The sequence below is a fragment of the Aeromonas bivalvium genome (assembly GCF_046078285.1).
In the GTDB taxonomy this organism is placed as follows: domain Bacteria; phylum Pseudomonadota; class Gammaproteobacteria; order Enterobacterales; family Aeromonadaceae; genus Aeromonas; species Aeromonas bivalvium.
The window spans coordinates 132,024-156,519 of record NZ_JBGXBV010000005.1 but is presented as its reverse complement, the minus strand read 5'-3'; the positions used below and the strand labels follow the sequence as shown (position 1 = coordinate 156,519).

General features: G+C 60.1%; 25 protein-coding genes. 12 read left to right on the top strand and 13 right to left on the bottom strand.

The window, feature by feature from the left end; translation table 11 throughout:
- Nucleotides 1-69: 69 nt before the first annotated feature.
- Entirely contained in the window at nucleotides 70-1,311 is a 1,242-nt protein-coding gene (locus ACEUCR_RS13375) for a multifunctional CCA addition/repair protein (RefSeq protein ID WP_408790759.1), read from the top strand.
- A 79-nt stretch (nucleotides 1,312-1,390) separates the two neighbouring features.
- Here the strand turns inward: ACEUCR_RS13375 and ACEUCR_RS13370 are convergent, their stop codons facing one another.
- On the bottom strand, nucleotides 1,391-2,656 hold the full coding sequence (locus ACEUCR_RS13370; protein WP_042001891.1) for an inorganic phosphate transporter: 1,266 nt from the start codon (nucleotides 2,654-2,656) through the stop codon (nucleotides 1,391-1,393).
- A 25-nt stretch (nucleotides 2,657-2,681) separates the two neighbouring features.
- Nucleotides 2,682-3,362 (bottom strand): TIGR00153 family protein, encoded by a 681-nt coding sequence (locus ACEUCR_RS13365; protein WP_042001894.1) that lies wholly within the window; start codon nucleotides 3,360-3,362, stop codon nucleotides 2,682-2,684.
- Between the two features lie 170 nt (nucleotides 3,363-3,532).
- On the opposite strand from ACEUCR_RS13365, the gene ACEUCR_RS13360 reads away from it, so the two are divergent.
- Nucleotides 3,533-4,507 (top strand): CYTH domain-containing protein, encoded by a 975-nt coding sequence (locus ACEUCR_RS13360; RefSeq protein WP_408790756.1) that lies wholly within the window; start codon nucleotides 3,533-3,535, stop codon nucleotides 4,505-4,507.
- An 82-nt stretch (nucleotides 4,508-4,589) separates the two neighbouring features.
- Here ACEUCR_RS13360 and ACEUCR_RS13355 read toward each other — a convergent pair whose 3' ends face one another.
- Together ACEUCR_RS13355 and lpxL are read right to left on the bottom strand one after the other, a co-directional pair.
- Nucleotides 4,590-5,069, bottom strand: coding sequence for an energy transducer TonB (locus tag ACEUCR_RS13355; RefSeq protein ID WP_408790754.1), 480 nt, complete (start codon nucleotides 5,067-5,069; stop codon nucleotides 4,590-4,592).
- 135 nt (nucleotides 5,070-5,204) lie between these two features.
- Complete coding sequence (lpxL, locus tag ACEUCR_RS13350) at nucleotides 5,205-6,128, bottom strand: LpxL/LpxP family Kdo(2)-lipid IV(A) lauroyl/palmitoleoyl acyltransferase (RefSeq protein WP_408774817.1); 924 nt, start codon at nucleotides 6,126-6,128, stop codon at nucleotides 5,205-5,207.
- A gap of 210 nt (nucleotides 6,129-6,338) precedes the next feature.
- Between lpxL and hldE the strand changes: the two genes are divergently transcribed.
- Nucleotides 6,339-7,766, top strand: a complete 1,428-nt coding sequence (gene hldE / locus ACEUCR_RS13345) for a bifunctional D-glycero-beta-D-manno-heptose-7-phosphate kinase/D-glycero-beta-D-manno-heptose 1-phosphate adenylyltransferase HldE (RefSeq protein ID WP_042001903.1) — start codon at nucleotides 6,339-6,341, stop codon at nucleotides 7,764-7,766.
- A 69-nt stretch (nucleotides 7,767-7,835) separates the two neighbouring features.
- Nucleotides 7,836-8,165: an antibiotic biosynthesis monooxygenase family protein gene (locus ACEUCR_RS13340; RefSeq protein WP_111873139.1), complete on the top strand. Its 330-nt coding sequence runs from the start codon at nucleotides 7,836-7,838 to the stop codon at nucleotides 8,163-8,165.
- 74 nt (nucleotides 8,166-8,239) lie between these two features.
- Here the strand turns inward: ACEUCR_RS13340 and tolC are convergent, their stop codons facing one another.
- On the bottom strand, nucleotides 8,240-9,580 hold the full coding sequence (tolC, locus tag ACEUCR_RS13335; RefSeq protein WP_408790752.1) for an outer membrane channel protein TolC: 1,341 nt from the start codon (nucleotides 9,578-9,580) through the stop codon (nucleotides 8,240-8,242).
- Between the two features lie 308 nt (nucleotides 9,581-9,888).
- Here tolC and nudF point away from each other — a divergent pair, with 308 nt between their 5' ends.
- The 5 genes from nudF (at nucleotide 9,889) to ACEUCR_RS13310 (ending at nucleotide 13,148) form a co-directional block, all read left to right on the top strand.
- A complete protein-coding gene (gene nudF / locus ACEUCR_RS13330) occupies nucleotides 9,889-10,530 on the top strand; it encodes an ADP-ribose diphosphatase (RefSeq protein WP_408790749.1) in 642 nt (213 codons plus the stop codon).
- A 99-nt stretch (nucleotides 10,531-10,629) separates the two neighbouring features.
- A complete protein-coding gene (locus tag ACEUCR_RS13325) occupies nucleotides 10,630-11,076 on the top strand; it encodes a DUF1249 domain-containing protein (protein WP_216991557.1) in 447 nt (148 codons plus the stop codon).
- A 27-nt stretch (nucleotides 11,077-11,103) separates the two neighbouring features.
- Nucleotides 11,104-11,922: a 3',5'-cyclic-AMP phosphodiesterase gene (gene cpdA, locus ACEUCR_RS13320; protein WP_111873141.1), complete on the top strand. Its 819-nt coding sequence runs from the start codon at nucleotides 11,104-11,106 to the stop codon at nucleotides 11,920-11,922.
- A 12-nt stretch (nucleotides 11,923-11,934) separates the two neighbouring features.
- Nucleotides 11,935-12,522 (top strand): YqiA/YcfP family alpha/beta fold hydrolase, encoded by a 588-nt coding sequence (locus ACEUCR_RS13315; RefSeq protein WP_408790746.1) that lies wholly within the window; start codon nucleotides 11,935-11,937, stop codon nucleotides 12,520-12,522.
- A gap of 2 nt (nucleotides 12,523-12,524) precedes the next feature.
- A complete protein-coding gene (locus tag ACEUCR_RS13310) occupies nucleotides 12,525-13,148 on the top strand; it encodes an NUDIX hydrolase (RefSeq protein ID WP_111873143.1) in 624 nt (207 codons plus the stop codon).
- A 145-nt stretch (nucleotides 13,149-13,293) separates the two neighbouring features.
- On the opposite strand, the gene ACEUCR_RS13305 is transcribed toward ACEUCR_RS13310, so the two are convergent.
- Entirely contained in the window at nucleotides 13,294-13,875 is a 582-nt protein-coding gene (locus ACEUCR_RS13305) for a DUF5384 family protein (protein ID WP_216823794.1), read from the bottom strand.
- 64 nt (nucleotides 13,876-13,939) lie between these two features.
- The gene (locus ACEUCR_RS13300) at nucleotides 13,940-14,455 is read right to left on the bottom strand and encodes a hypothetical protein (protein WP_111873144.1); all 516 of its coding nucleotides are present in this window, start codon (nucleotides 14,453-14,455) and stop codon (nucleotides 13,940-13,942) included.
- 291 nt (nucleotides 14,456-14,746) lie between these two features.
- On the opposite strand from ACEUCR_RS13300, the gene parE reads away from it, so the two are divergent.
- Both parE and parC read left to right on the top strand, forming a co-directional pair.
- Nucleotides 14,747-16,645, top strand: coding sequence for a DNA topoisomerase IV subunit B (parE, locus tag ACEUCR_RS13295; RefSeq protein WP_408790742.1), 1,899 nt, complete (start codon nucleotides 14,747-14,749; stop codon nucleotides 16,643-16,645).
- 177 nt (nucleotides 16,646-16,822) lie between these two features.
- Nucleotides 16,823-19,117: a DNA topoisomerase IV subunit A gene (gene parC, locus ACEUCR_RS13290; protein WP_408790739.1), complete on the top strand. Its 2,295-nt coding sequence runs from the start codon at nucleotides 16,823-16,825 to the stop codon at nucleotides 19,115-19,117.
- A gap of 45 nt (nucleotides 19,118-19,162) precedes the next feature.
- Here the strand turns inward: parC and ACEUCR_RS13285 are convergent, their stop codons facing one another.
- Nucleotides 19,163-19,951, bottom strand: a complete 789-nt coding sequence (locus ACEUCR_RS13285) for a hypothetical protein (RefSeq protein WP_408790736.1) — start codon at nucleotides 19,949-19,951, stop codon at nucleotides 19,163-19,165.
- A gap of 626 nt (nucleotides 19,952-20,577) precedes the next feature.
- Between ACEUCR_RS13285 and ACEUCR_RS13280 the strand changes: the two genes are divergently transcribed.
- Nucleotides 20,578-20,790, top strand: coding sequence for a hypothetical protein (locus ACEUCR_RS13280; protein WP_408790733.1), 213 nt, complete (start codon nucleotides 20,578-20,580; stop codon nucleotides 20,788-20,790).
- Between the two features lie 158 nt (nucleotides 20,791-20,948).
- Here ACEUCR_RS13280 and ACEUCR_RS13275 read toward each other — a convergent pair whose 3' ends face one another.
- From ACEUCR_RS13275 to ACEUCR_RS13255, 5 genes are all read right to left on the bottom strand, one after another.
- Entirely contained in the window at nucleotides 20,949-21,680 is a 732-nt protein-coding gene (locus ACEUCR_RS13275) for a hypothetical protein (RefSeq protein WP_042001941.1), read from the bottom strand.
- 552 nt (nucleotides 21,681-22,232) lie between these two features.
- Complete coding sequence (locus tag ACEUCR_RS13270) at nucleotides 22,233-23,030, bottom strand: CPBP family intramembrane glutamic endopeptidase (protein WP_408790730.1); 798 nt, start codon at nucleotides 23,028-23,030, stop codon at nucleotides 22,233-22,235.
- Nucleotides 23,031-23,259: 229 nt separating this feature from the next.
- On the bottom strand, nucleotides 23,260-23,703 hold the full coding sequence (locus ACEUCR_RS13265) for a GNAT family N-acetyltransferase (RefSeq protein ID WP_408790728.1): 444 nt from the start codon (nucleotides 23,701-23,703) through the stop codon (nucleotides 23,260-23,262).
- Nucleotides 23,704-23,772: 69 nt separating this feature from the next.
- A complete protein-coding gene (locus ACEUCR_RS13260; RefSeq protein ID WP_408790725.1) occupies nucleotides 23,773-24,147 on the bottom strand; it encodes a hypothetical protein in 375 nt (124 codons plus the stop codon).
- Between the two features lie 71 nt (nucleotides 24,148-24,218).
- Complete coding sequence (locus ACEUCR_RS13255) at nucleotides 24,219-24,470, bottom strand: hypothetical protein (RefSeq protein ID WP_408747802.1); 252 nt, start codon at nucleotides 24,468-24,470, stop codon at nucleotides 24,219-24,221.
- Nucleotides 24,471-24,496: the final 26 nt, after the last annotated feature.

Sequence of the window (24,496 nt, the reverse complement as noted above, 5' to 3'; positions counted from 1 at the left end):
GTGGGGGTCATCGTACCCGGGGGACAAAGCCGATATAATCGGGACTGCATCCATGAGGGGAGAGTCGATTTGCAGATCTATCTGGTAGGGGGAGCGATCCGGGATCGCCTGTTGGGATTGCCCGGGGGCGATCAGGATCACCTGGTGGTGGGGGCGACCGTGGCCCAGATGCTGGCGCTGGGGTATAGCCAGGTCGGTCGTGACTTCCCCGTGTTTCTCCACCCCGAGACCCATGAGGAGTACGCCCTGGCGCGCACCGAACGCAAGCAGGGCCTGGGCTATACCGGCTTCGTCTGCCACGCGGCGCCGGATGTGACCCTGGAGCAGGATTTGTTGCGCCGGGATCTCACCATCAACGCCATCGCCGAGGATGAACAGGGCAACCTCCATGACCCCTATGGCGGCCTGGCGGATCTCGAGTCGCGCCTGCTGCGCCACGTCTCCCCGGCGTTCAGCGAGGATCCCCTGCGGATCCTGCGGGTTGCCCGCTTCGCCGCCCGCTTCCACGGTCAGGGCTTCGTGGTGGCGCCCGAGACCCTGGGGCTGATGCGGGAGATGACCGAGGCCGGCGAGCTGGCTCACCTGACCCCGGAGCGAGTCTGGAAGGAGCTGGAGAAAGTGCTGATGGGGCCCACACCCGCGGTCTTCTTCGAGGTGCTGCGCGAATGCGGCGCCCTCAAGGCCCTCTTCCCCGAGCTCGATGCCCTGTTCGGGGTGCCGGCCCCCGCCAAGTGGCACCCGGAGATCGACACCGGCATCCACACCCTGATGGTGCTTGAGCAGGCCTGCCAGCGTTCCCCCGCGCTGGCGGTACGCTTCGCCGCCCTGTGCCACGACTTTGGCAAGGGGCTGACCCCGCCCGCGTTCTGGCCCAGTCACCACGGCCATGGCCAGAAGGGCCTGCCCCTCATCCGTGATTTCTGCGCGCGCTTCAAGGTGCCCGGGGATTGCCGGGATCTGGCGCTCTTGGTGAGCGATCTGCACACCCATATCCACATCGCCTTCGAGCTCAAGCCGGCCACCCTGCTCAAGGTGTTCGACAAGGCGGATGCCTGGCGCAGACCCGAGCGGTTCGCCCAGCTGCTGGATGCCTGCCGCGCCGACTTCCATGGCCGTACCGGCTTCGAGGAGCGGGTCTATGCCGAACCCGACTATGTGGCGGCGGCCCTGGCTGCCGCTCAGGCGGTGCCGGTGCAGGAGATAGTGGCGGCGGGGTTCAAGGGGGAGGAGATCCGCCAGCAGCTGGCCAAGCGGCGGCTCGATGCCATCAGCCGGGTGCGCGATGAGTGGACCTTCCTCGGCGAGGCGTGACCCCGTGGCGAGGGAGGGGAACGGATAAAGAAAAGCCCGGGTCAGTGACCCGGGCTTTTTGCTGGCTGGCTTGGCGGCATCAGGAGAAGCAGGCTTCCAGCACGTAGAAGATGGCGATGGCCAGGATGGCGCCGGCGGGCAGGGTGATGACCCAGGAGACCACGATATTGCGCAGCACCCCCAGGTTCAGGGCCGCGATGCCGCGGGCCAGGCCCACGCCCATCACGGCACCGACCAGGGTCTGGGTGGTGGAGATGGGCAGACCCGTGCCGGAGGCGATGACCACGGTGGCGGCGGTCGCCAGCTGGGCGGCGAAGCCACGGCTCGGGGTCAGGTGGGTGATGCCGGTACCGACGGTCGCCATCACCTTCTCGCCCATGGTCGCCAGACCGATGACGATGCCGATGCCGCCCAGCGGCAGTATCCACCAGGCGATGGAGGACTGACCCGTGATCTGGCCGGCGCTCTCGACGGTGGAGACCACGGCGGAGAGAGGGCCGATGGCGTTGGCCACGTCGTTGGAGCCGTGGGCGAAGGCCATGGCACAGGCGGTGATCACCATCAGGATGCCGAACACCTTCTCCACGTTGGCGAAGTGCATCTTGTTGTCATCGACCGGGTTGTAGTTCTGACCGCGGATGTAGAACCAGCCGGCGATGGCCACGGCCACCGAGATGCCCACTGAGAGCAGGATCCCTTCGCCGTTGCTCAGGTGCAGACCGACGTGGGACAGCCCCTTCTTGATGGTCACCAGGCAGATCACCAGGGAGGTGAGGAACATGTAGAAGGGCACGTAACGCTTGGCGTTGGTCAGGGGATCATCTGTGTTGAAGATGAGCTTCTGCACGCTGATGAACATGAAGTAGGCGATGACCCCGGACAGGGCCGGCGTGACCACCCAGGAGCCGACGATGCCGCCGAACTTGCTCCATTGCACCGCTTCCGGGCCCACGCTCACCACGGCGAAGCCGACGATGGCCCCTATGATGGAGTGGGTGGTGGAGACGGGCCAGCCGAAGTAGGAGGCCAGGATCAGCCAGAGACCGGCCGCCAGCAGGGAGGCGATCATGCCGAGCACCAGGATATCCGGCCTGTCGGTGAAGGCGGTGGTATCTATGATGCCATTGCGTATGGTGGCAGTGACCTCGCCACCGGCCAGATAGGCCCCGGCGAACTCGAAGATCATGGCGATGATGATGGCCTGACGAATGGTCAGGGATTTGGTGCCGACCGATGTGCCCATGGCATTGGCGACGTCATTTGCGCCTATGCCCCACGCCATCAAAAAGCCGAACAAGGCCGCCACGAGCACCAGAGTGGTGCCGTAATTCGCGATAATGTCCATTAGTAATTTTTACCCAGTCAGTCGATTAGGAACGAGCCAGCATCAGTTCCAGGCGGGCGCCAACGCGCTCGGCCTGATCCGCCAGATCACCTACCCATTCGAGGATCTTGTACAGGAAAATAACGTCGATCGGATTGTAGTTGTGCTCCAGGGTCTGGAGTTTCTGCCGCAAACCAATCTGCATGGTGTCAGTATCGTCCTCGATCAGATCCAGCTGATGGATCATCTCGGCAACCATCTCCACTTCACGTCCCTTGAAGCCGGTTTCGAGCAGTTCATCGAGTTCTCCGATGGCTTTCTCGGCTTGGGCGGTCGCATCGATACAGCGTTTGAGATAGGCCATGACGTCGGCACGCATCTCGGAGGGGAATTCCATATGACGGCCCAGCATGCGCCCGGAAATATCCTTGGCACGGTTGGCTATCTTGTCCTGTTGGGTCAAAAGCTCCAGCAAGTCGGTGCGCGCCACCGGCAGAAACAGGCCACGGGGCAGTTTCAGACGAATTTCACGCTTGAGGATGTCGGCTTCTTTTTCCAGCTGGGAGATCTGCTGGCGGATCCGCTCTGCATCGTCCCAACGACCATCGGCGATGGCGTCAAAGAAGGGGATAAGCTGCTGGGAACACTCGTGAACTTTCACTATGTGCTTTTGCAGCGGCTTGATGGGTGACTTGGCAAAAAGGCCCAAAATAGTATTTACTGGCATGGTCAAACCTGTGTCGGTGAAAAAACACTCGATACGATTCTATGAGGCGCGCATGGTAACCGAACTGCGCGACCAATAAAACAGCGAACTTCATCTTAACGTCACGCAGGCATTATATCCGCGCCCTGTGGCCATCGCCTCCCCAAACTCCTTTTTCGCCCGGAAAACCTATGCAAACCGAGATTGAAATCAAATTCCTCGTCGCCGATCCCGCCCTCGGCGACCCTGCCGACAGCATGGCGAACAAGCTGGATATCTTCTTGAATTCACTCACTGTTGTTGACCATTCCGAGGTCGAACTCGGCAACATCTATTTCGATACCCGGGATCTGGCCCTGCGCCGGCTCGACATGGGGCTGCGCATTCGTCGCAGCAATGATTTTGCCGAACAGACCATCAAGTGCCGGGGAGAGGGGCTGGGCGGCCTGCATGCCAGGCCAGAATACAATGGGCCGGTGCGAGGTGAGCTCCCCTGTCTGGCGGATTTTCCCGCCACCATCTGGCCCCAGGGGGAGGATCTGGCGGCGTTGCAGGCGGCTCTGGTGCCTCAGTTTCGCACCGATTTCCTGCGTCGGCACTGGCTGATCGCCTGGGAGGGGGCCGAGATAGAGCTGGCCTGGGACAGGGGAGAGATAGTCGGCCAGGAGGGGCGCGAAGCCATCGACGAGCTGGAGCTGGAGCTCAAGCGCGGTTCAGCGGCGGCCCTGCTCACCCTGGCTGAGAGTCTGGGGGCCATGCCCGGGTTGCGGCTGGGGGTGCAATCCAAGGCGCAGCGGGGCTATCGGCTGGCCGGGCTCGGCAAGGCCCTGGTGGCCAGGCCCTTGCCGCAGCGGGGCGATCTCGATGGGCTCTCGCCGCGCCAGCAAATCGCGCTGGGGCTGGAGCAGTGGCAGCATCACGAGCAGATCTGCGTGCTGCAACAGGATATGGCCGCCTGGCCCGACCTGGTGGCGGGTCTGGCACTGATAGCCCAGGCGCTGGAGCATAGCGTCGCCATGGGCGAGCCCGCCCCCGAGTGGAACAAGGCGATGGCGCCGCTGCTGGCCGAGCTGGCACAGCTCGATGAGGCGGGGCGTCGCCGCTGGCTGGCCCGGGCTGATTATGTGGTGTTGCAGCTCGCCATCATCGCCTGGTTGTGGCAATAGGCGACGGCTGGGGGCAGGCAAGGTTGGAATGAAACAAGCGCGGGGCTCAGGGCCCCGCGCTCTTGTTTTCCGCATCCGGCGTTCAGCGCACCTGGGTATAGATCCTGGCCGTGCTGATGACGGGGTCGCTCCCCTGGCAGGTCTGGGCGAGGGGCGCCTGTTCGCAGGGCTGGCCATTGACCTCGATGCAGAAGTCGAAGCGGGTCTGGCCCTTGAGAGCCTGATGGCTCTTGTTGAACTCGGTCGCCTGCCATTGCCAGCGGGTGAGCGCCTCGATGGCGGCGTCGGAGAAGCGCTCGTCACTGCGCGATACGATGCGCACCTGGGCGGCCTCGCCGGTCGGGGTGATCAGATACTCCAGGGTGGCGCAGCCCATCTCGGCGGCGGCGACCGCATCCCTGGGATAGCGGGGCTCTACCTTGCGGCTGGGTTGCCAGTTGGCGGCAATCTCGGCGGGGGTGCTCAGTGCTCTTGGGCCGAGATCCAGGGGGGGAGACTGCTGGCTGCAGGCGCAGGCCATCAGGGTGGCGGTGCTTAGAAACAGGTTTTTCATCATGTGCATTTGCTTCCCTTCGTGGGCAGGTACCCTGCTTATCATTTTGATTATTAATAAAATATCAGGCTGTGATTGAAAACCTCTTGCGGCTAAAAATGTTAAAAAAAAACCGCCGAGGCGGTTTTTTTAGCATTAAAGCCATCAGTAATAGCTGGGATCACCCTTGGCGGGCCGGGTCTTGAAGCGGCGATGGAGCCACATGTACTGCTCCGGCGCCAGGCGCACGGCGGCTTCTATCTCCCGGTTGGCCCGGGTGGCGTCCGCCACCTCGTCACCGCTGGGATAGTCGGCCAGCGGCGCCCCTATGTGCAGCTCATAGCCATGGCGGGTGCGGATGTTGTAGCAGGGCAGGGTGACTGTGTTCTTGACCCGGGCCAGGGTGGCGGTGCCGGTGATGGTGGCGGCCTGTTCCACCGCGAAGTAGGGCACGAACACGCTGGCATGGCTGCCATAGTCGTGATCCGGCGCATACCAGAGGGCGTCACCGTTGCGCAGTGCCTTGATCATGCCCTTCACGTCGGTGCGATCCACCAGGTATTTGTTGGAGGCGCAGCGCCCGTGGTACTGGGCGTATTCCAGCACGGGATTGGTGTTGGGACGATAGACGCCGACCCCGGGTCGCACCAGGCCAAAGCAGCGGGCATTGAGTTCCAGGGTCAGAAAATGACAGGAGAGCAGCAGCATGCCCTGGCCTCGGGCCACGGCGTCCTGCACATGTTCTTCTCCCTTGACCGTCATCAGCTGGCGCATGCGCCAGTCGGGCCAGAACCAGGCCATGCCCACTTCGAAGATGGCACAGCCCACGCTCTCGAAGTTCTGCCTGAGCAGGGCTTCGCGTTCATCGCGGCTGAGCTCGGGCAGGGCCAGTTCCAGATTGCGGCGGGCAATCTTGACGCGGGATTTCAATAGGTGGCGAGCCAGGGTGCCGAGCTGGCGACCGAGCCACATCTGGCTGCGCCAGGGAAGGAGCACCAGCAGCCAGAGCAGGCCCAGGCCAAGCCAGCTGCCCCAGTAGCGGGGATGAAACAGCCTTGGGGTGAGGCGGGGAACATTGTCTTGGGCCATGAAAAATCTCTCGCTCGCAAATGCACATTTAGGGGAGCCCAGCCGGCACGGGGGATAGGCGCCCGTGCGAATGGGTCACTCGCAATCGGGGGATTCTAGCCGAAAAGCCGTGCCGCTGGCGAATGGTGCGCCCCATGGCTTTTTTAACACGGCGGCGGAGAGTGTGATAAAATCCCCTGCTGATTTTTCAGGTTTTGAGAGTCGATACAGATGAAGATCACCCTGCCCGATTTTGAAAAAGCCCGCGTCCTGGTCGTCGGCGATGTCATGTTGGATCGCTACTGGCATGGCCCCACCGGCCGCATCTCCCCGGAGGCGCCGGTGCCCGTGGTCAAGGTGGAGCACATAGAGGAGCGCCCGGGTGGCGCGGCCAACGTGGCGCTCAACTCGGCTGCGCTCGGCGCCCATGCCGTGCTGCTGGGCCTGACCGGGCAGGATGAGGCCGCCGACGCACTGGCGGGCCAGATGGCCGGGGTCAAGGTCGCCTGCGACTTCGTGCGCCTGGGGGATTACCCCACCATCACCAAGCTGCGGGTGCTGTCACGCAACCAGCAGCTGCTGCGCCTCGATTTCGAGGAGGGCTTCCACGCCGTCGACCCTGCCCTGCTGATGAGCAAGGTGGAGCAGGCGCTGCCCCAGGCCGATGTGATGATCCTCTCCGACTACGGCAAGGGTGCCCTCAACGACGTGCCCGGCATGATAGCCCGCGCCCGCGCCGCCGGCATTCCCGTGCTGGTGGATCCCAAGGGGACGGATTTCGAGAAGTACCGTGGCGCCACCCTGCTCACCCCCAACATGTCCGAATTCGAGGCGGTGGTGGGCAAGGTGAAGAGCGAGCAGGAGCTGGTCAGCCGTGGCCTGGCGCTGGTGGAGCGTTTCGAACTGGATGCCCTGCTGGTGACCCGTTCCGAGAACGGCATGACCCTGATCCGCGCCGGCCAGGACGAGCTGCACCTGCCGGCCCAGGCCCACGAGGTGTATGACGTGACCGGTGCCGGTGACACCGTCATCTCCACCCTGGCCACCGCCCTGGCCGCGGGCAAGAGCCTGGACGAAGCCTGCGCCCTGGCCAATACCGCCGCCGGTATCGTGGTCGGCAAGCTGGGCACCTCCACCGTCAGCCCGGTCGAACTGGCCAATGCCCTCTACAACGAGCACGAGACCGGCTTTGGCGTGCTCTCCGAGCAGCAGCTCAAGATTGCGGTCGATGCCGCCCGTCGCCGTGGCGAGAAGGTGGTGATGACCAATGGCTGCTTCGACATACTGCACGCCGGTCATGTCTCCTACCTGGCCAATGCCGGCAAGCTGGGGGACAGGCTGATCGTCGCGGTCAATACCGACGAGTCGGTGCGCCGCCTCAAGGGGCCGGGTCGCCCGGTCAACCCGACCGAGCGCCGCATGGCCGTGCTGGCGGCCCTGGGGGCCGTGGACTGGGTCGTGCCCTTTGGCGAAGACACTCCTCAGCGCCTCATCGCCGAGATCCTGCCGGATCTGCTGGTCAAGGGCGGTGACTACCAGCCCGAAGAGATCGCCGGTTACGACGAGGTGACCGCCAACGGCGGCGAGGTGCGGGTCCTCAACTTCGAGGATGGCTGCTCCACCAGCGACATCATCAAGACCATCCGCGAGCGCGGATGAGTCAACCAGACCCGGCTTCGGCCGGGTTTTTTTATGACCCGCTTTTATCAAGGAGAGAGGAAGTGAGCGATGAGCGAGAGTGAAACCGGTCTGCTGGCCCTGACCCCGCCCTACTATGCGGTGATCTTCAGCTCCCTGCGCCGGGAGGGGGATGCGGGCTATGGCGCCATGAGCGAGCAGATGGTCGCCCTGGCCCGGGAGCAGCCCGGGTTTCTGGGGATGGAATCGGCCAGGGACGGGCTCGGCATTACCGTCTCCTACTGGCAGAGCCTGGAGGCCATCCGCCAGTGGAAGGGGCAGGTCGACCACGGTGTGGCCCAGCGGCGGGGGCGTCAGGACTGGTACAGCGCCTATCGGGTACGCATCGCCCTGGTGGAGCGGGAATATGGCATGACGTGATGGCCTGGCCAAGATCGAGGCTCGAGCATGCAAAAAGGCGACCCTGGGGTCGCCTTTTTCACAGAGGAGCCGGATCAGTAGCTGCGATTGCTGCTCTTGGGGGCATCCGCCGGGGCCAGCATCAGCCCCTGGTTGATATCCTCTATGTCCTTCTGCTCCAGCACGCCGGCGGCCTGCTTGAGGTTGAGGATACTGAGGATGTAGTTGTAACGTGCCTCGGAGAGCTTCTGCTTGGCGTCGTACAGCTTGCGGGTGGAGTCGAGGACGTCGACTATGGTGCGGGTCCCCACCTCGTAACCGGCTTCGGTCGCCTTCAGGGCGCTCTCGGCCGAGATGACGGACTGGGTGTAGGCACGCACCGACCCTATGCTGGCGTTGACGTTGTTGTAGGAGGAACGCACGCTGCTCTGCACCGAGCGGAAGCTGCGCTCCAGCTGCTCGCTGGCGGCCACATAGTTGTACTGGGCCTGTTTGACCTGGGAAGTGGTGGCGCCGCCGGTATAGAGCGGCAGCTTGAAGGTGAGCCCTACGCTGGCCTGGTTGTCGTTGCCGTCCGAGTTGCGGATCTCGTCCTTGTAGTCGTAATAACCGGTATTCAGACCGGCGCCCAGATCCAGGGTCGGCTCATGGCCGGTCTTGGCCAGATCGATCTGCTCCTTGGCGATGTCCTTGCCGATGCGGGCGCTGTGCAGTTCCAGGTTCTTGTCCAGCGCCAGTTCCAGCCATTTGTCGGAGCCAAAGGCGGTCTTCTGCGGCGTGAAGCGCTCGGTATTGAGCACGTCCAGATTGCGATGATCGACCCCGGTCAGCTCGCGCAGGACTTCGTAGCTGTTGTCCAGGGTGTTTTCGGCGCTGATCTCGTCGGCCAGGGCCTGGTCGCGGGAGGCTTCCGCTTCATGCACGTCCGTGATGGCGGTCAGACCCACCTCGAAACGCTGTTGGGTCTGCTCCAGCTGACGCTCGACCGCCGCCTTGTTGGCGCGCACGAACTCCAGGGTGTCCTGGGCCTTGAGCACATTGAAATAGGCCTGGGAGGTGCGCACCATCAGTTGCTGCACCGTCAGGTTGTAGGCGACGTCGGACTGGGTGGCACTCTTCTCGGTCAGATCCAGGTTGACCCAGTTGCTGCGACGATAGACGGACTGATCCAGAGACAGGCTGCCGGTGGCATTGCTGTTGGTCTGGGTGTCGTTCTTGTTGTTCAGGTAGTTGAGGCCGGCGCCCAGGTTGATTTGGGGCAAGAGGGCGGCGCGGGATTCATTGATCTTCTCGAATGCCTGATCGCGAACGGCCTTGGACTCCCGCAGCTGGGTATCTTTCTGCTGCGCCTGGGTATAGATATCGAGCAAGTTTTCAGCTTGGGCACTGGCGCTGAGGCCGAGCAGGACCATGACTGACAGGAGTGTTCTGTTCATAGATTCTCTTAACCTTATGTATTAACTCGAAGCTGCCGCTGGATGTAGGAAAGATATTGTCATCAACCAAGCCGGATTTCAGCTTAATCGAGTCACTATCCGCAAAATTTAACGAAAGCCATCCGGTTCTGGTCGAGGAGGCAGGCTGCAGATCCCGGGGGGAGTTTCTCCCGCGAACGCCTAGCCAAATGCCCTGTGACTGCTAAAATCCATCGCTCATCGATGCCGAGCGTGAGTGAATGAATGTTCATTCATGAACTCGGATTTTATGGTCTAACCGGGCCAAGTCAAGCCGACGGGAGTCGCGGATGTCGCAGCAAGCCTTGCCAGAAACCGGCCACTACGGTGTGGGAGATGTAAAAATCATCGAAAAATCAGTTGGATATAACGGATTTTTCAAGGTGAATGTCTATCGCCTGCAGCACAAGTTATTTGCAGGGGGCTGGAATGAGCCCATCGTCCGCGAGCTGTTCGAGCGCGGCCATGCCGCCGCCCTCTTGCCTTATGATCCGGTTCGGGACGAAATCGTGCTGGTGGAGCAGTTTCGCATCGGTGCCATCGAGACCAGCCCCACCCCCTGGCTGCTGGAACTGGTGGCCGGCATCATAGATGAAGGGGAGACCGCCGAGGCCGTGGTGCGCCGCGAGGCGGTGGAAGAGGCGGGCATCGAGGTGGGGCGCTGCGAGCACGCCATCAGCTACCTGGTGAGCCCGGGCGGCAGCACCGAGCGCATCGAGGTCTTCGTGGGCGAGGTGGATGCGAGCCGGGCCGAAGGGATCCACGGCCTTGCTGAGGAGGGGGAGGACATACGGGTGCACAGGGTGAGCCGCGAGCAGGCCTATGCCTGGCTCAAGGAGGGGCGCATCGACAACGCCGCCTCCGTCATCGCCCTGCAGTGGCTGGCCCTGAACCACGGCGAGCTGCGTGCCCGCTGGCTGGCGGAGCGCTGAGATGGCGCTCGTTCAGGCCTGGGCTAGGTACCGTGTGTCCTACTTGATCATCACGCAGCGGGTCCACCCTTCATGGACCCTGATTGATGGAGCCGAGATATGCCATTAGTCCAGAGCCCGATGAAACGTTATGTGCCTGATCTGATGTCCTTGCAGCGCACCTGCGAGGTGAACTACATGGCCTTGATGAAGCTGTTGCCCCCCGGCGGCAGTGTGGGGGCGGAGCGCCGCTATCAGGTGGGCAACGGCCTTCAGTTCCAGCTCACCGTCAGCGAGGAGAGCCGCTTCACCAGCCAGGTGATCCTGGCCCAGCACAATCCCGAGTTGCCGAGCTACTTGCAGGCTCGCATCGAGATTCGTTTGTATCACGATGTGCGGATGGCGGAAGTGTGTGCGGCGCAACAGATTTCGATGTTGCAACCACGTTATGATTATCCCAATCAAAAAATGCACCACAGGGATGAAAAAGAGCAGGTAAATCTATTCCTGGCCGATTGGCTAAGATTTTGTCTCAAACACGGCACCAGCCTGATCAACATCCTCTAGTCGAACTTATAAAAAAGAAGCGTGATTTTGGAAACAGAGCTACCTCAGGCGCCGGACGGCAGTGTGCGCCTGTTACAGATTACCGATACCCATCTCTTCGCCAGTGCCGAGGGACGACTGCTGGCCGTGCGAACCGCAGAGAGCCTGGCCGCCGTGCTGGAGCAGGTGCAGGCCAACGCGCACCCGTTCGATCTTATCCTCGCCACCGGGGATCTCTCCCAGGATCACAGCCCGGAGTCCTACCAGCGCTTCGCCTCCATGATGGCGCCCCTGGCGCGCCCCATCTACTGGTTGCCCGGCAACCACGACGACGGCCCCCTGATGACCGAATACCTGCATGCGGCCGGGATCAGCGAGGCCAAGCAGCTGGTGGGAGACCACTGGCAGGTGATCCTGCTGGACACCCAGGTGCGCGGCAAACCCCATGGGGTGCTCGGCGATCACCAGCTGGCGGCGCTGGATCAGGCGCTGCGCCAGCATCCCGAGCGCCACGCCCTCATCGCCCTGCACCATCAGGCGGTGCCGGTGGGCTGCGCCTGGCTGGATCAGCACAATCTCAAGAATGCCGACGACCTCTTCGCCGTGCTGGCTCGCCACCCGCAGCAGAAGACAATCCTGTTCGGCCATGTCCATCAGGAGTTTGACGAGGTGCACCGTGGGGTGCGGCTGATCGCCAGTCCCTCCACCTGCATCCAGTTCAAGCCGCTCTCCGACGGTTTCGCCCTGGACGAGTCCGGCCCGGGCTGGCGCTATCTCACCCTGCACCCGGATGGTCGCATCGCCAGCCAGGTGTGGCGCCTGCCCCTGGGGCAGTTCGTGCCAGACCCCGATGCCACCGGTTATTGAGGAGAGCATTGCATGAAGTCGGTTCTCCTCTACCTGCATGGTTTCAATTCATCCCCCGGCTCGGCCAAGGCGCAGCAGATGGCGGCCTGGGTGGCAGAACACAGACCCGACATCGAGGTGGCGATCCCGGCCCAGCCCAACACCCCGGCGGCTGCCTGGTCTGCCATCGAGCAGGTCATTGCCGACCTGAAGGCCCGCCACGGCAGCGCCCTGCGACTGGGCGCCGTGGGCAGCTCCCTCGGCGGCTTTATGGCGACCCGGGTGAGCGAGCTGCATGGTTGTCGCGCGGCGCTGATCAACCCGGCGGTGCGTCCCCACGAGCTGCTCTGCGACTACCTGGGCCCCCAGACCAACCCCTACAGCGGCGAGCGCTATGAACTGCTGCCCGGGCACATGGACGAGTTGAGAGCGCTGGCGGTGCCGGTGTGCGCCCCCGAGCGGCTCTGGGTGCTGCAACAGCAAGAGGACGAGGTGCTCGACTATCGCAAGGCGCTGGACGAATACCGCTTTGCCCGTCTCTCCCTGGAGTGCGGTGGCGATCATGCCTTCACAGGCTTCGAGCGCTATCCGGCCCAGATCATTCGTTTCCTCGGGCTCTAGCCGTGCAACCGCCGCTGGCTGCCTTCCTGGAACAGGTGCTGGCCACGGCGCAAGCTGGCCTCACCTACTCCCAGGATCCCTTCGATATCGGCCGTTTCGAGGCGTTGCGGGCGGCCACTGTGGCCCTCATCGCCAGCCAGAGCACGCTGGCCCCCGAGGCCATCAATGACTGGATTGCCCTCGATAGCGGCTATCCCACCCCCAAGCTGGATGTGCGGGCCTTCATTCAGAACGACGCGGGCCATATCCTGCTGGTGCAGGAGCGCAGCGACGGGCGCTGGACCCTGCCGGGGGGCTGGTGCGACATCGGCGACTCGCCGGCGGGCGCCGTGGTGCGGGAAGTGAGCGAGGAGACCGGCCTGGAGTGCCGTGCGGTGCAGCTGCTGGCCCTGTTCGACAAGCTCAAGCATCCCCATCCCCCGCAACTGCCCCATGCCCACAAGGCCTTCTTCCTGTGCGAGGTGACGGGCGGCGCTCTGCTCACCGACACCGATGAAACCAAAGGGGCGGGGTACTTCCCCATCGACGCCCTGCCCGAGCTCTCCCGCCACCGGGTGGTCGCGTCCCAGCTGCGAAGCCTGCACGACCATGTGCGGCAGGGGCGGCAAGATACCCTGTTCGACTGACCAGATGGAAGGAAAGATATTCTATGGCATGCTCAAGAAGGGCCTGAAAGAGATACCGAAGGAAGTGTGCACCAAATTAGCGTAAACAAGACACCGGTTTGAGGCCGGTGTCAGGTGATCACTAGAACCGTACCATTGATCTGTATTAATTGAACCACTTGCCTGCTTTGGTCTCGCTGGCCCTGCCTTCGCTTTGCATCAGTTCCTTTGCCCCGGTCGAAATGGCGCGATTTGAATCAGCATCAGATTGAATGACATCTGTACGAGCATTCTCACGCTTTAGCTCTGCGTCGATAAAGTCATCCTCACGCTTGACACGTTTGGATTGACTCTCAAGTTCTAGCTTCATTTTCGCCAGTTGCAGTTCACGTAGCTGGTCTTCATAGCTTTGGTCGCGTCCCTTATCTTGAAGTCGCTCTTTTTCCGCGGCCTCTCTGATCGCTTTGGCCTCTGCCTGCTGTTGTGCTCTACGTTTTTCAGCACTCGCAATTTGTTGAGCTCGTTTACGTTCAGCTGCGGCTATGGTTCTTTCTCGTTTGAGTTTTTCTTCCAGCAATGCTTTTTCACGGGCAGCCTTTTCTGCCGCGACTTTGGCATCTTGCCGAGCTTTGCCCTCACTCTCCGCTTGTGCGATGGCTGACAGTTGATCCTGCAATGTGTTGGCGTGAACCATTGATATAGGTGTCAGCAGAGCGGCACACAGGCCGAGAAGCATGTATTTTTTCATCTGGAATATCCTATACGAGATGCGGAGACCCAATTTGGATACTGGATCTCCGCCATATCTATTATCAGGCTTCGGGGCAAGCGGTGTTGGGCTGAATGCGGGTTTCATTCTCAGCAGTAGATACGATCAGTGCGATACCCGGTTGGAATTCACACTGTTTTCCGACCTGTGTGGACGAGAAAATTTTATCATCTTCCGAATAAGCTAACGTCACACCATCAACAAGAACGGTATCATCAACCAATTGGCCGGTCGCAGCACCCAATACTCCACCACCGACAGCGCCAGCTGCTGTGCCGGCCGCACTCTTGCCTGAGCCGCTGTTATAGCCAATCGCGCCACCAGCAACGGCGCCTAATAATGCGCCGAAGGTATTGGCTGCTTTTTTGGCTTCGGTATTATCTACGGCGACTTTGGCTGGCATGACAGAGATAATCTTGACTGTTCTGGCTTCCTGCTTTTGGTTCACCTGAGCTGTGTCATAAACATTGCCCGCATATTTGTTGCCAGTAGCCTGGCAGCCAGCCAGAACCATTGCCAATGGCAGAGTGCAAAGTAACGTTTTGGTAGCATATTTCATTGAGTGGTGCCTTTTGATTCTTATATACCCGAAAAATGGGGCGCCATTGAAACATAGGGTCTCAAAAAAAGCTTATTGATTTAGGGACTTATGTGACACCTGTCACTCTGCTGACGAGCGTTGGGTTGATATCTGATCTACCTTTGATGAAAATGTTTTATATGGCTTGAAAATCAACCTCTTGGGTCTGCTGGTTAGCCACCGGGTGGGTTGGCCTGGATTTCGGGCCATTTGTTATCATCACCCCCAGCGAGTAAGATTCCCCCCAAACGTCAATTCGCAAGGCCCTCCATGTCCACTCAATACAATGCGGATGCCATTGAGGTCCTCAATGGCCTCGAACCGGTGCGTCGCCGCCCCGGCATGTACACAGACACCACCCGGCCCAATCACCTCGGCCAGGAGGTCATCGACAACAGCGTCGACGAGGCGCTGGCGGGTCACGCCCGCAATCTGGAGGTGATCCTGCACGAGGATCAGTCCCTCGAGGTGATCGACGACGGTCGCGGCATGCCGGTGGACATCCACCCGGAGGAAGGGGTCTCCGGCGTGGAGCTGATCCTCTGCAAGCTGCACGCGGGGGGCAAGTTCTCCAACAAGAACTACCAGTTCTCCGGTGGTCTGCACGGGGTGGGGATCTCTGTGGTGAACGCCCTGTCCGATCGGGTCGAGGTGACGGTGCGCCGGGACGGCCAGGTCTATGACATCGCCTTCGAGCGGGGTGACAAGGTATCTGATCTGACCATCACCGGCACCTGCGGGCGCCGCAACACCGGCACCCGGGTGCGTTTCTGGCCGGAAGCCCACTACTTCGACTCCCCGCGCTTCTCGGTCTCCAAGCTCGAGCACCTGCTCAAGGCCAAGGCCGTGCTCTGCCCCGGCCTCACCATCAAGTTCCTCGACAAGAACACCGGCATCAAGCTTGAGTGGTGCTACGAAGACGGCCTCAAGGATTACCTCATCGATGCGGTCAAGCAGTTCACCTGCCTGCCGGAACAGCCCTTCGTCGGCTCCTTCAGCTCCGAGCAATCGGCGGTGGACTGGGCCCTGTGCTGGTTGCCGGAAGGGGGCGAGTGCCTCGCCGAATCCTATGTGAACCTCATTCCCACGGCGCTCGGCGGCACCCACGTCAACGGTCTGCGCCAGGGGCTGCTCGACGCCATGCGCGAGTTCTGCGAGTTCCGCAACCTCTTGCCGCGCGGGGTCAAGCTGACCCCGGAAGATATCTGGGATCGCTGCGCCTACATCCTCTCCATCAAGATGCAGGATCCGCAGTTTGCCGGTCAGACCAAGGAACGGCTGTCGTCCCGCCAGAGCTCGGCCTTTGTCTCCGGCGTGGTGAAGGATGCCTTCAGCCTCTATCTGAATAGCAACACCGAGCTGGCCGAACAGCTGGCGGAGCTCTGCATCAGCAGCGCCCAGCGCCGGATGCGCGCCGCCAAGACGGTGGTGCGCAAGAAGATAACGCAAGGCCCGGCGCTGCCCGGCAAGCTCACCGACTGCGGCTGCGCCGACCCCATGCAAGGCGAATTGTTCCTGGTGGAGGGTGACTCTGCGGGCGGCAGTGCCAAGCAGGCGCGGGATCGCGAGTTTCAGGCCATCATGCCCCTGCGCGGCAAGATCCTGAACACCTGGGAGGTGGAGGCCGGTCAGGTGCTCGCCTCGCAAGAAGTGCACGACATCTCGGTGGCCATCGGGCTCGACCCGGACTCCGACGATCTCAGTGGCCTGCGCTATGGCAAGGTGTGCATCCTGGCGGATGCGGACTCGGACGGTCTGCACATCGCCACCCTGCTCTGCGCGCTCTTTGTGAAGCACTTCCGCACCCTGGTGGAGAAGGGCCATGTCTATGTGGCCATGCCGCCTCTCTACCGGATCGATATCGGCAAGGAGGTCTACTACGCCCTCGACGAGGACGAGAAGAACGGCGTGCTGCAGCGGGTGGAAGCCGAGAAGAAGAAGGGCAAGGTGATGGTGACCCGATTCAAGGGCCTGGGTGAGATGAACCCGAAACAGCTGCGGGAAACCACCATGGATCCCAACACCCGCCGCCTGGTGCAACTCACCATGGGTGCGGAAGGGGATGAGGGGGATGAGACCCTGCAGCTGATGGACATGCTGCTGGCCAAGAAGCGAGCGAGCGATCGCCGCGAGTGGCTGGAAGAGAAGGGCAACCTCGCCATCATCTAAAGCGAGTCGCAAGTACCCCACCCCGGCCCTCCCCTTCGCAAGGGGAGGGGGCCAAGTCTCTCCTCCCCCTCATGGAGGGGGAGGTTGGGAGGGGGTCTTGTGATTCACCGTCGGCCCCTTGCCGACCCGCATTTCCGGCGTGCCCTCCAGGGGCGCGCCATAGCAAGAGAAAAACATATGAGTGATGCTATCGAGCTCAGTCTGGACGGGGTGGAGCGTCAGCCAATGCGCACCTTTACCGAGCAGGCTTACTTGAACTACTCCATGTACGTCATCATGGATCGGGCCTTGCCGCATATCGGTGACGGCCTCAAGCCCGTGCAGCGGCGCATCATCTACGCCATGAGCGAGCTGGGTCTGTCGGCGCTGTCCAAGCACAAGAAATCTGCCCGTACCGTGGGTGACGTGCTGGGTAAGTACCACCCCCACGGCGACAGCGCCTGTTACGAAGCCATGGTGCTGATGGCACAGCCCTTCTCTTACCGCTACCCGCTGGTGGACGGTCAGGGCAACTGGGGGGCGCCGGACGATCCCAAATCCTTTGCCGCCATGCGTTATACCGAGGCGCGGCTGTCGCGCTTCTCCGAGCTGCTGCTCTCCGAGCTGGGCCAGGGCACGGTGGAGTGGACGCCGAACTTCGACGGCACCATGAAAGAGCCGGTGGTGCTGCCCGCCCGCCTGCCGCACATCCTGCTCAACGGGGTGACCGGCATCGCGGTAGGCATGGCGACCGATATCCCGCCCCACAACGCGCGGGAAGTGGCCCACGCCTGCGTGGAACTGCTGGATAACCCCAATGCCGGCCTGGATGCCCTGATGGCCCATGTGCAGGGGCCGGACTACCCGACCAACGCCGAGATCATCACCCCGCGCGACGACATCCGCAAAATCTACGAGACCGGCAAGGGCTCCATCAAGCAGCGGGCGGTGTGGAGCGAGGAGGATGGCGACATCGTCATCACGGCGCTGCCCCATCAGGCCTCCGGCGCCAAGATCATGGAGCAGATTGCCGCCCAGATGGTGGCCAAAAAGCTGCCGATGGTCACCGATCTGCGCGATGAATCTGACCACGAGAACCCGACCCGTCTGGTGATCGTGCCGCGCTCCAACCGGGTGGACGTGGAGGGGCTGATGGCCCACCTGTTCGCCACCACGGACTTGGAGAAGAACTACCGGGTCAACCTCAACATCCTGGGTCTGGACAACCGGCCCCAGGTGAAAGATCTCAAGACCATCCTTACCGAGTGGCTGAGCTTCCGCCGTGAGACGGTGCGTCGCCGCCTGCAGTATCGCCTCGACAAGGTGCTGGCCCGCCTGCACATCCTCGAAGGCTTGCTGATCGCCTACCTCAACATCGACGAGGTGATCGAGATCATCCGTACCGAAGAGGAGCCGGGCCGGGTGATGATGGAGCGCTTCAACATCAGCGAGACCCAGGCTGAGGCGATCCTCGAGCTCAAACTGCGCCACCTGGCCAAGCTCGAAGAGTTCAAACTGCGCGCCGAACAGAACGAACTGGCGGAAGAGCGCGACAAGCTGGAACTGATCCTGGGTTCCGAGCGCCGTCTCAGCACATTGCTCAAGAAAGAGATCCTGGCGGACGCCGAGAAGTACGGCGACGATCGCCGCACCCCGCTGGTGGAGCGCGCCACCGCCGTGGCCCTGACCGAGAAGGAACTGACCCCGAGCGAGCCGGTGACCGTGATCCTCTCCGACAAGGGCTGGGTGCGCGCCGCCAAGGGCCACGACGTGGACGTGGAGGGCCTCTCCTACAAGGCGGGGGACGGCTATCTGGCCCACGCCTGCGGGCGCAGCAACCAGCAGGCGGTGTTCCTCTCCACCCTGGGCCGCACCTACGCACTCGAATCCCATACTCTGCCGTCGGCCCGCAGTCAGGGGGAGCCGCTCACCGGCCGCTTCGCCCTGGGGGCCGGTGAAGAGGTACGTCATCTGGTGATGGGGAACGAAGGCGAGCCGTACCTTATCTGCTCTGATGCCGGTTACGGCTTCGTCTGCAAATATGACGATCTCATTGGCAAGAACAAGAACGGCAAGGCGCTGCTCACCGTGCCGGAAGGGGGCATCGTCATGGCGCCCCAGAGGATAGGCGCGCCGGAGACCGATCTCTGCATGGCCATCTCCAACGAGGGGCGCATGCTGCTGTTCCCGCTCAGCACTCTGCCGGTGCTCGGCAAGGGCAAGGGCAACAAGCTCATCAGTATTCCGTCGGCGCGGGTGAAGGCACGGGAGGAGTTTGTGGTGATGGCCGCCGTCATCCCGCAGGGGCAGTCGGTCACCCTGTTTGCCGGCAAGCGCAAGCTGACCCTGAAACCCTCCGATCTTGACTACTACCGCGGCGAGCGCGGCCGCCGTGGCGCCAAGCTGCCCCGCGGCTTGCAGCGAGTGGACAGGATAGAGATTGAACCCGTGGCCGGCGCCGAACCGGCAGCTGGGGAAAATCAGGAAGGGTAATTAATATAGAAGGGCGCGAAAGTGCCCTTCTATATTCTGGGGCATTCAAGATATATGCATGCTTGTTTTTTCTTTAAGCAATGAATACACATCATATCTAGTCGATTTAAGAACTATATCGATTGCCTCTTGAATAAAGTCCGCAACCCAATCTTGCGAGCCATGAGGCGGTTCCATTCCACACTCTAAGAAATCAATATAGTCTGATGAACACATATAATGCGGGCTAATTATAAACATATACGAAAGATTTAGTGCGAAAATCTCTTTTATATCTTGTTGTAACTGGGAAATGACTTTTATCCGTTCCTGCATGTAAACTTGCCCTTCATTCATAACTAATAAAGAGAAACTGTTGTAATGAACATTGTCATTACATCTATCTCTTATAAGTTCATATCTACTATCGATAGATAGAAGCTTTGATAGATCTGAAATCCTATTGGAGCTGACTAAATACTTGTCCATTTTTTGTATTCTTGGTAATGGTTTACATCCCTTTAACCAACTATTTATTTCTTCTATATAGTAGCCATCACGACCAGCATTATCTTGTAAATATGAGTTTGTGTAGGCATTTATAATTACAGCATCATTATATTTTCTGAGAAGTGCATATGCATCATTTACCTTGCCATCTTGCAGTACGAGTGCAATTGACTCGATGGTGCACTTTATCGACATGAAAACATAAGTATCCATATTCATGATCGTTGATGTGCCAACGTTGACATAGCTCATAACAGAGTCAGATAGCATTTCATAAAACTTTGCGTAATATTTTAAATCACTATGTATTGAATGCTTTTTGTACATTTCGTCAGATGTTTGCACGCCGCCACCTAATTAATATTGAACTGGTTTCGAAATTCAAAATACTGTAGTCAGCTTATCAAGCAGGATTGAAATGTGGTAGTGCCGTAGATCTGATTAGCGAAACGTAATCAGACGATCGCGTAAACCTATTGCTTCAATGTGGTCGGTAATTTTATTTTACGGCCCCCTCATCCCCAGCCCTTCTCCCGCGAGGGGAGAAGGGGGTGCAGATCGCAGCGATTTTGGAATGGCGTGACAGCTACGCCCAAAGGTTGCAGGCACCTGTCCCCTCTCCCCTTGGGAGAGTGCTAGGGTGAGGGGAGGTAACCGTAGGGTGCAATGAAATTGCACCGCTATTGAATCCGCGAGGTTGCCGGTGCAATGCGCTTCGCTTATTGCACCCTACGTCCTTTCTCTTTTGCCTGCTCGCGACCGGATAACCGGTGCGGCCGATTACGCTTCGCTAATCGACCCTACTTGCCTCTGTTTTATTTAAGGCTCTGTTGCTGGTCGATGGCTTCTGCTGTGGTGGCTTGCTCTCCCCTTTGCCAATTGTCATGGATCAAGGGGGTGGCAGGTGATGTCCCACAAGTCGCCCCACTCGCTAAGCTTGAAAGGAGCAGCACAGTGCCGGGAGGCCAATCATGGAAACAGACAAAGCCATCGGGCTGATCGAGGCCCATGGGGTCTTTCACGGGGATCACTACAGCTTCAACAGCGGCGAGTTCGTGCAGTGGTGCCAGGAAGATACTCACCAGACCCTCAGCCTGGAGCAGGCCAATCACGATCTGGCGCCCTTCTGCATCCGGGTCGGATACGCCGAGCCGGTCCGGTTGTGGCGTTACTATCTCACCTGATACCCACCTGATGCAGGCAAAGGCGCGGCAAGGGCTTCGTCTTTGCCTGCATCAGGTGTCCCGATACCAGCGCCAGCTGAAGCGAGCGTAAGGTTGCCGAGCGGATAGCAGAAGGCCCCATTCTCCGGGGCCTTCTTTATTACATTTTGGGGCTGAGCTTAAAGAGACTGCAATGCAATGGTCGCATTCTGGGAGTTCTGCTGGCTGTCTGCATCCATCCAGACCCACTGCGAACCGTCACCTTGCAGGTTCTCGGTAATGCTCTGGATTTGAGATGTGCTGATCATCACAGCACCGCTTTCACTGGCGGTCGGCCCCATCTTGGTGATCTGGCCTTTGAGCAGGCCATTGGAGGTTTCATTGACGACAAACACGGTCGCCTTGTCCTGCCGGAACTGGCACGAAATGAACTGGGTGATGGTGCTGGCGATGGTCAGATTCATCCATTTTGACGGGGGCACCGCATAGTAGCGGGTGTATTTGTTGAACGGCACCGGGTCACCGTTGGCCTGCAACGGCTGGTTGTTCAGGCCGCTGGTATTGGTCGGCATGCTGACGCTGCCCAGCCAGAGGTCCACTTGCGCTATGCCGCCGTTGCTGGGCAGAGAGACAGAAATGGTTTGAGTGTCACTGCCGGACACGAAACCCATGGATGCCAGGCCGGCGTTGGCCGTCGTACCCGGCACAGTGATCTGGCAGGGAGGCTGGCTGTTGCTCCAGACCACGTTTACCACGGCATTGTTGTCATTCTGGGCCGAGTTGTAGATGAAGATCCCATACAGCTGATCGGGGCGCAGGACTGTACAGGTTGCAGTGTCACCGGCTTTGAGGGTGATCCGTTGTCCGCCGTTCCAGTTGAGCTGGGATGCTGCAATAGCGATGCTTTCCATGGTATTTCCTTTTCCTTGATGAAATGTAAGGGATACCGCGTAGCTACCTCTCGACTTCCGCTCCACGTGGATGGGAGATTAGTGCTGGGTTTCAAATGGATCAATATGTCGGGGCGATTTAAATGATTAAATTATCATTACAGGCCTGTGCCGGGGGGAAGAACTACTTGTCTCAAGGGGAGTGAAAGCTTTTAAGTTCGTTATTAAACAGCCTGTTACATGAGGCTCTCGGTGTGGTGGCTCGCTTCAGGAGAGCCGGGTCATTGGGGGAGGGAATATCTCTCTATCCCACTGTAAGGATACCTTTACGAGCCTGCCATCTCTTCATATGAATCAGGTATGACGCGGCTTTCAGGGGATGTCGCCGGTGCTGATCTGCCAATGGCTATGGGATAGTGGGACATCCATCTTTTCCCGCCATCCTCATCGCCACGGCGCTTGCGGTGCAGCCGATCAGGCTTCGCAAATCGGCCCTGCTTGATTCAACCCTCTGCCTTGTTGCTGCTGTGGGGGAATGGGGGGCAATAAACGGGAGGCTCACGAGTTCCTGGGTCAGATTCCTGCGTGACCGCCAGGCAGGACCACCATGAGGGTAAACAGCAGCCAGTCGTTGATGATGTGTGCGCCGGTCGATACCCAGATGTTTTTGGTGATGATGTAGCCACTGAGCAGCACGATGCGGGCCGCGCCGATCACCAGAAAACATTGCAGAAAATTCCAGTCATAAGTGGGCAGGTGCATGGCTCCGAAGATAAGGGCAGTCGATAGCCAGGCGATGATGATGGCGGACTTGCGCGTCAGGCCGAGCTTTGTGTGACAACACCAGAGGATGGCCAGAAAAGGCAGGATGGAGACCACCTCCTCGCCAAAGAGCTGAGGGATGGTTTTGAGATAAAAGAGGATGCGCGCCGCATTGGAGGCCTCTGCCAGCATGGCGTTGACCGGGTTGGCGCTCATCTTGAAGAGGTGCTGCAGCAATAGGGCAACGGCGACCGAAACCAGAATGTTGACGCCGGCGATCGCCAGCATCAAGAGACAATCCCGTCCCGTCGGCGTTCGAAACAGGGCTCGCCATGCCTTCCCCGCCACCATGGCGAGCACGGCCAGGGGGATGAGAGGGAACAGGATGGCGGGGACAAAGCCGCCCGCCGTGGTGTTATAAAATGCAAGGTGCGCCGTCAGCACGGCGAAACCCAGCACCACCCCCAGCAGGATCAGCCCCCAGCTGCGGCCAGACAAGGCAGTTTGGGACTGGCGATAAAAGGGGAAGTCTCCGGCACTTCTACGCTCGAAAAAAAAGCCATTGCCGTCGCTCAATCCCGGCATTGCTGCAGATTGGTGCTCACCCATGCTGACCCTCGATAGTTCATTCAGTTGGCATGGAGACAACCCTACACCAAGTGGGGCACCTGGGTAGCCACGCCAGCCTCTTTATTTAAAGGCCATCCATCTAGCCGTTATCTCGGAGTGCCTGCCTATTTGGTTGTCGCAATATAGCGGACAATCAATCTTTCCACTCTTTGTCTGTGTCCACGGGGGTCGCGCCATGGTCAATGAGGTTGCGTCTCCCCCTTGCTCGCTAAACCCGTTGGGTGTAGTGATCAAAGGCGACAACCTTTTGATATCCCTCCGATTCGTAGAGGGCTTTTGCGGGCAGATTGGATACGGCTGTGGCCAGTTTGACCGTCAGTGCGTTCGTCTCCCTGGCAAAGGTCGCCACCTGTTTCAGCAAGGCTTTCGCGACTCCTTGCTGGCGGGCCGATGCTGCGACAAACAGATCGTTGAGATACCACATCCGCTTCATCGCAACGGATGAGAAGGCGGGATAAAGCTGGGCAAAACCAATGGTTTCACCCGTCTCACTGCGAGCCAGAAAGATAACAGACTCACTTTTGGAAATGCGTTCGGCAATGAAGGCGGCTGCGGCCATAGGCGCCGAAGCCTGCCCATAAAATTGGCGATAGGCATCAAACAAGAGAGTGAGGTCTTCGATATCAGCCGAGGTTGCCTGGTGAATATGCATCTAATGTCCTTATCAGTGCTCAAGAGTCTGCAGGGCGCAATATACAAGGTGAATCGCCCCGCCGAAGTATTAATTATTGAAATTCCAGGCGATGGGCAGCTCAAGGTCGAAGACAAGCTCATCCCCTTCCAGGTGAAAGGGCACGCTGGTCTGGTGCTGGTCATATTCGTTGATGATGAGGCAGCTCTCGGCGAAGTTGGACTCGTAGTTGAGCTGTGCCGTGCCCGTGGTGCCTGCGGCGTCGAGCGCTATGCCAAGCACCCGCATCGGGTTCTCCTGGCTCAGGTTGACCCTGGTGTCCCCCACGTCCACCAGTCGCTCCAGCAGGGGGAAGAAGTCCTGCTTGTGGTGCTCTATTGCCCGGGCTATGGCCTGCTTGAGCTCACTCTGAGTGGCAAAGGGGCCCGCCAGCTTGTATCGGGTCTGGATCCGCTCCTGGGTCATCCTGGTCTCCTGCTCGCTTGTGCCCGATCCGGGCCTGTGGGTCACACCTTATCAGATGCGGGGGCAAAGCATCAGGCGGGGATGCGGCCGTTGCGCACCAGCGCCCGGCGGATGTTCTTGCACATCTTGCCGAAGCGGTTGAGCTCGTCGAAGCTGGGCGCCATGCCGCGGTCGATCTGATATTGCCAGTAGCAGAGGTCCGTATCCACCAGCTCCATCAGCTTCTTGGGGCAGCCGATGCAGCTGTTGTCCGGCCCGCATTTGAAGGTATCCGGCTGATAGAGCGGGAACTCCGCCTTCACGGCGTCGATGATCTGCTGCATGGCGGTGATGCGGTCCGGTTTTCTGC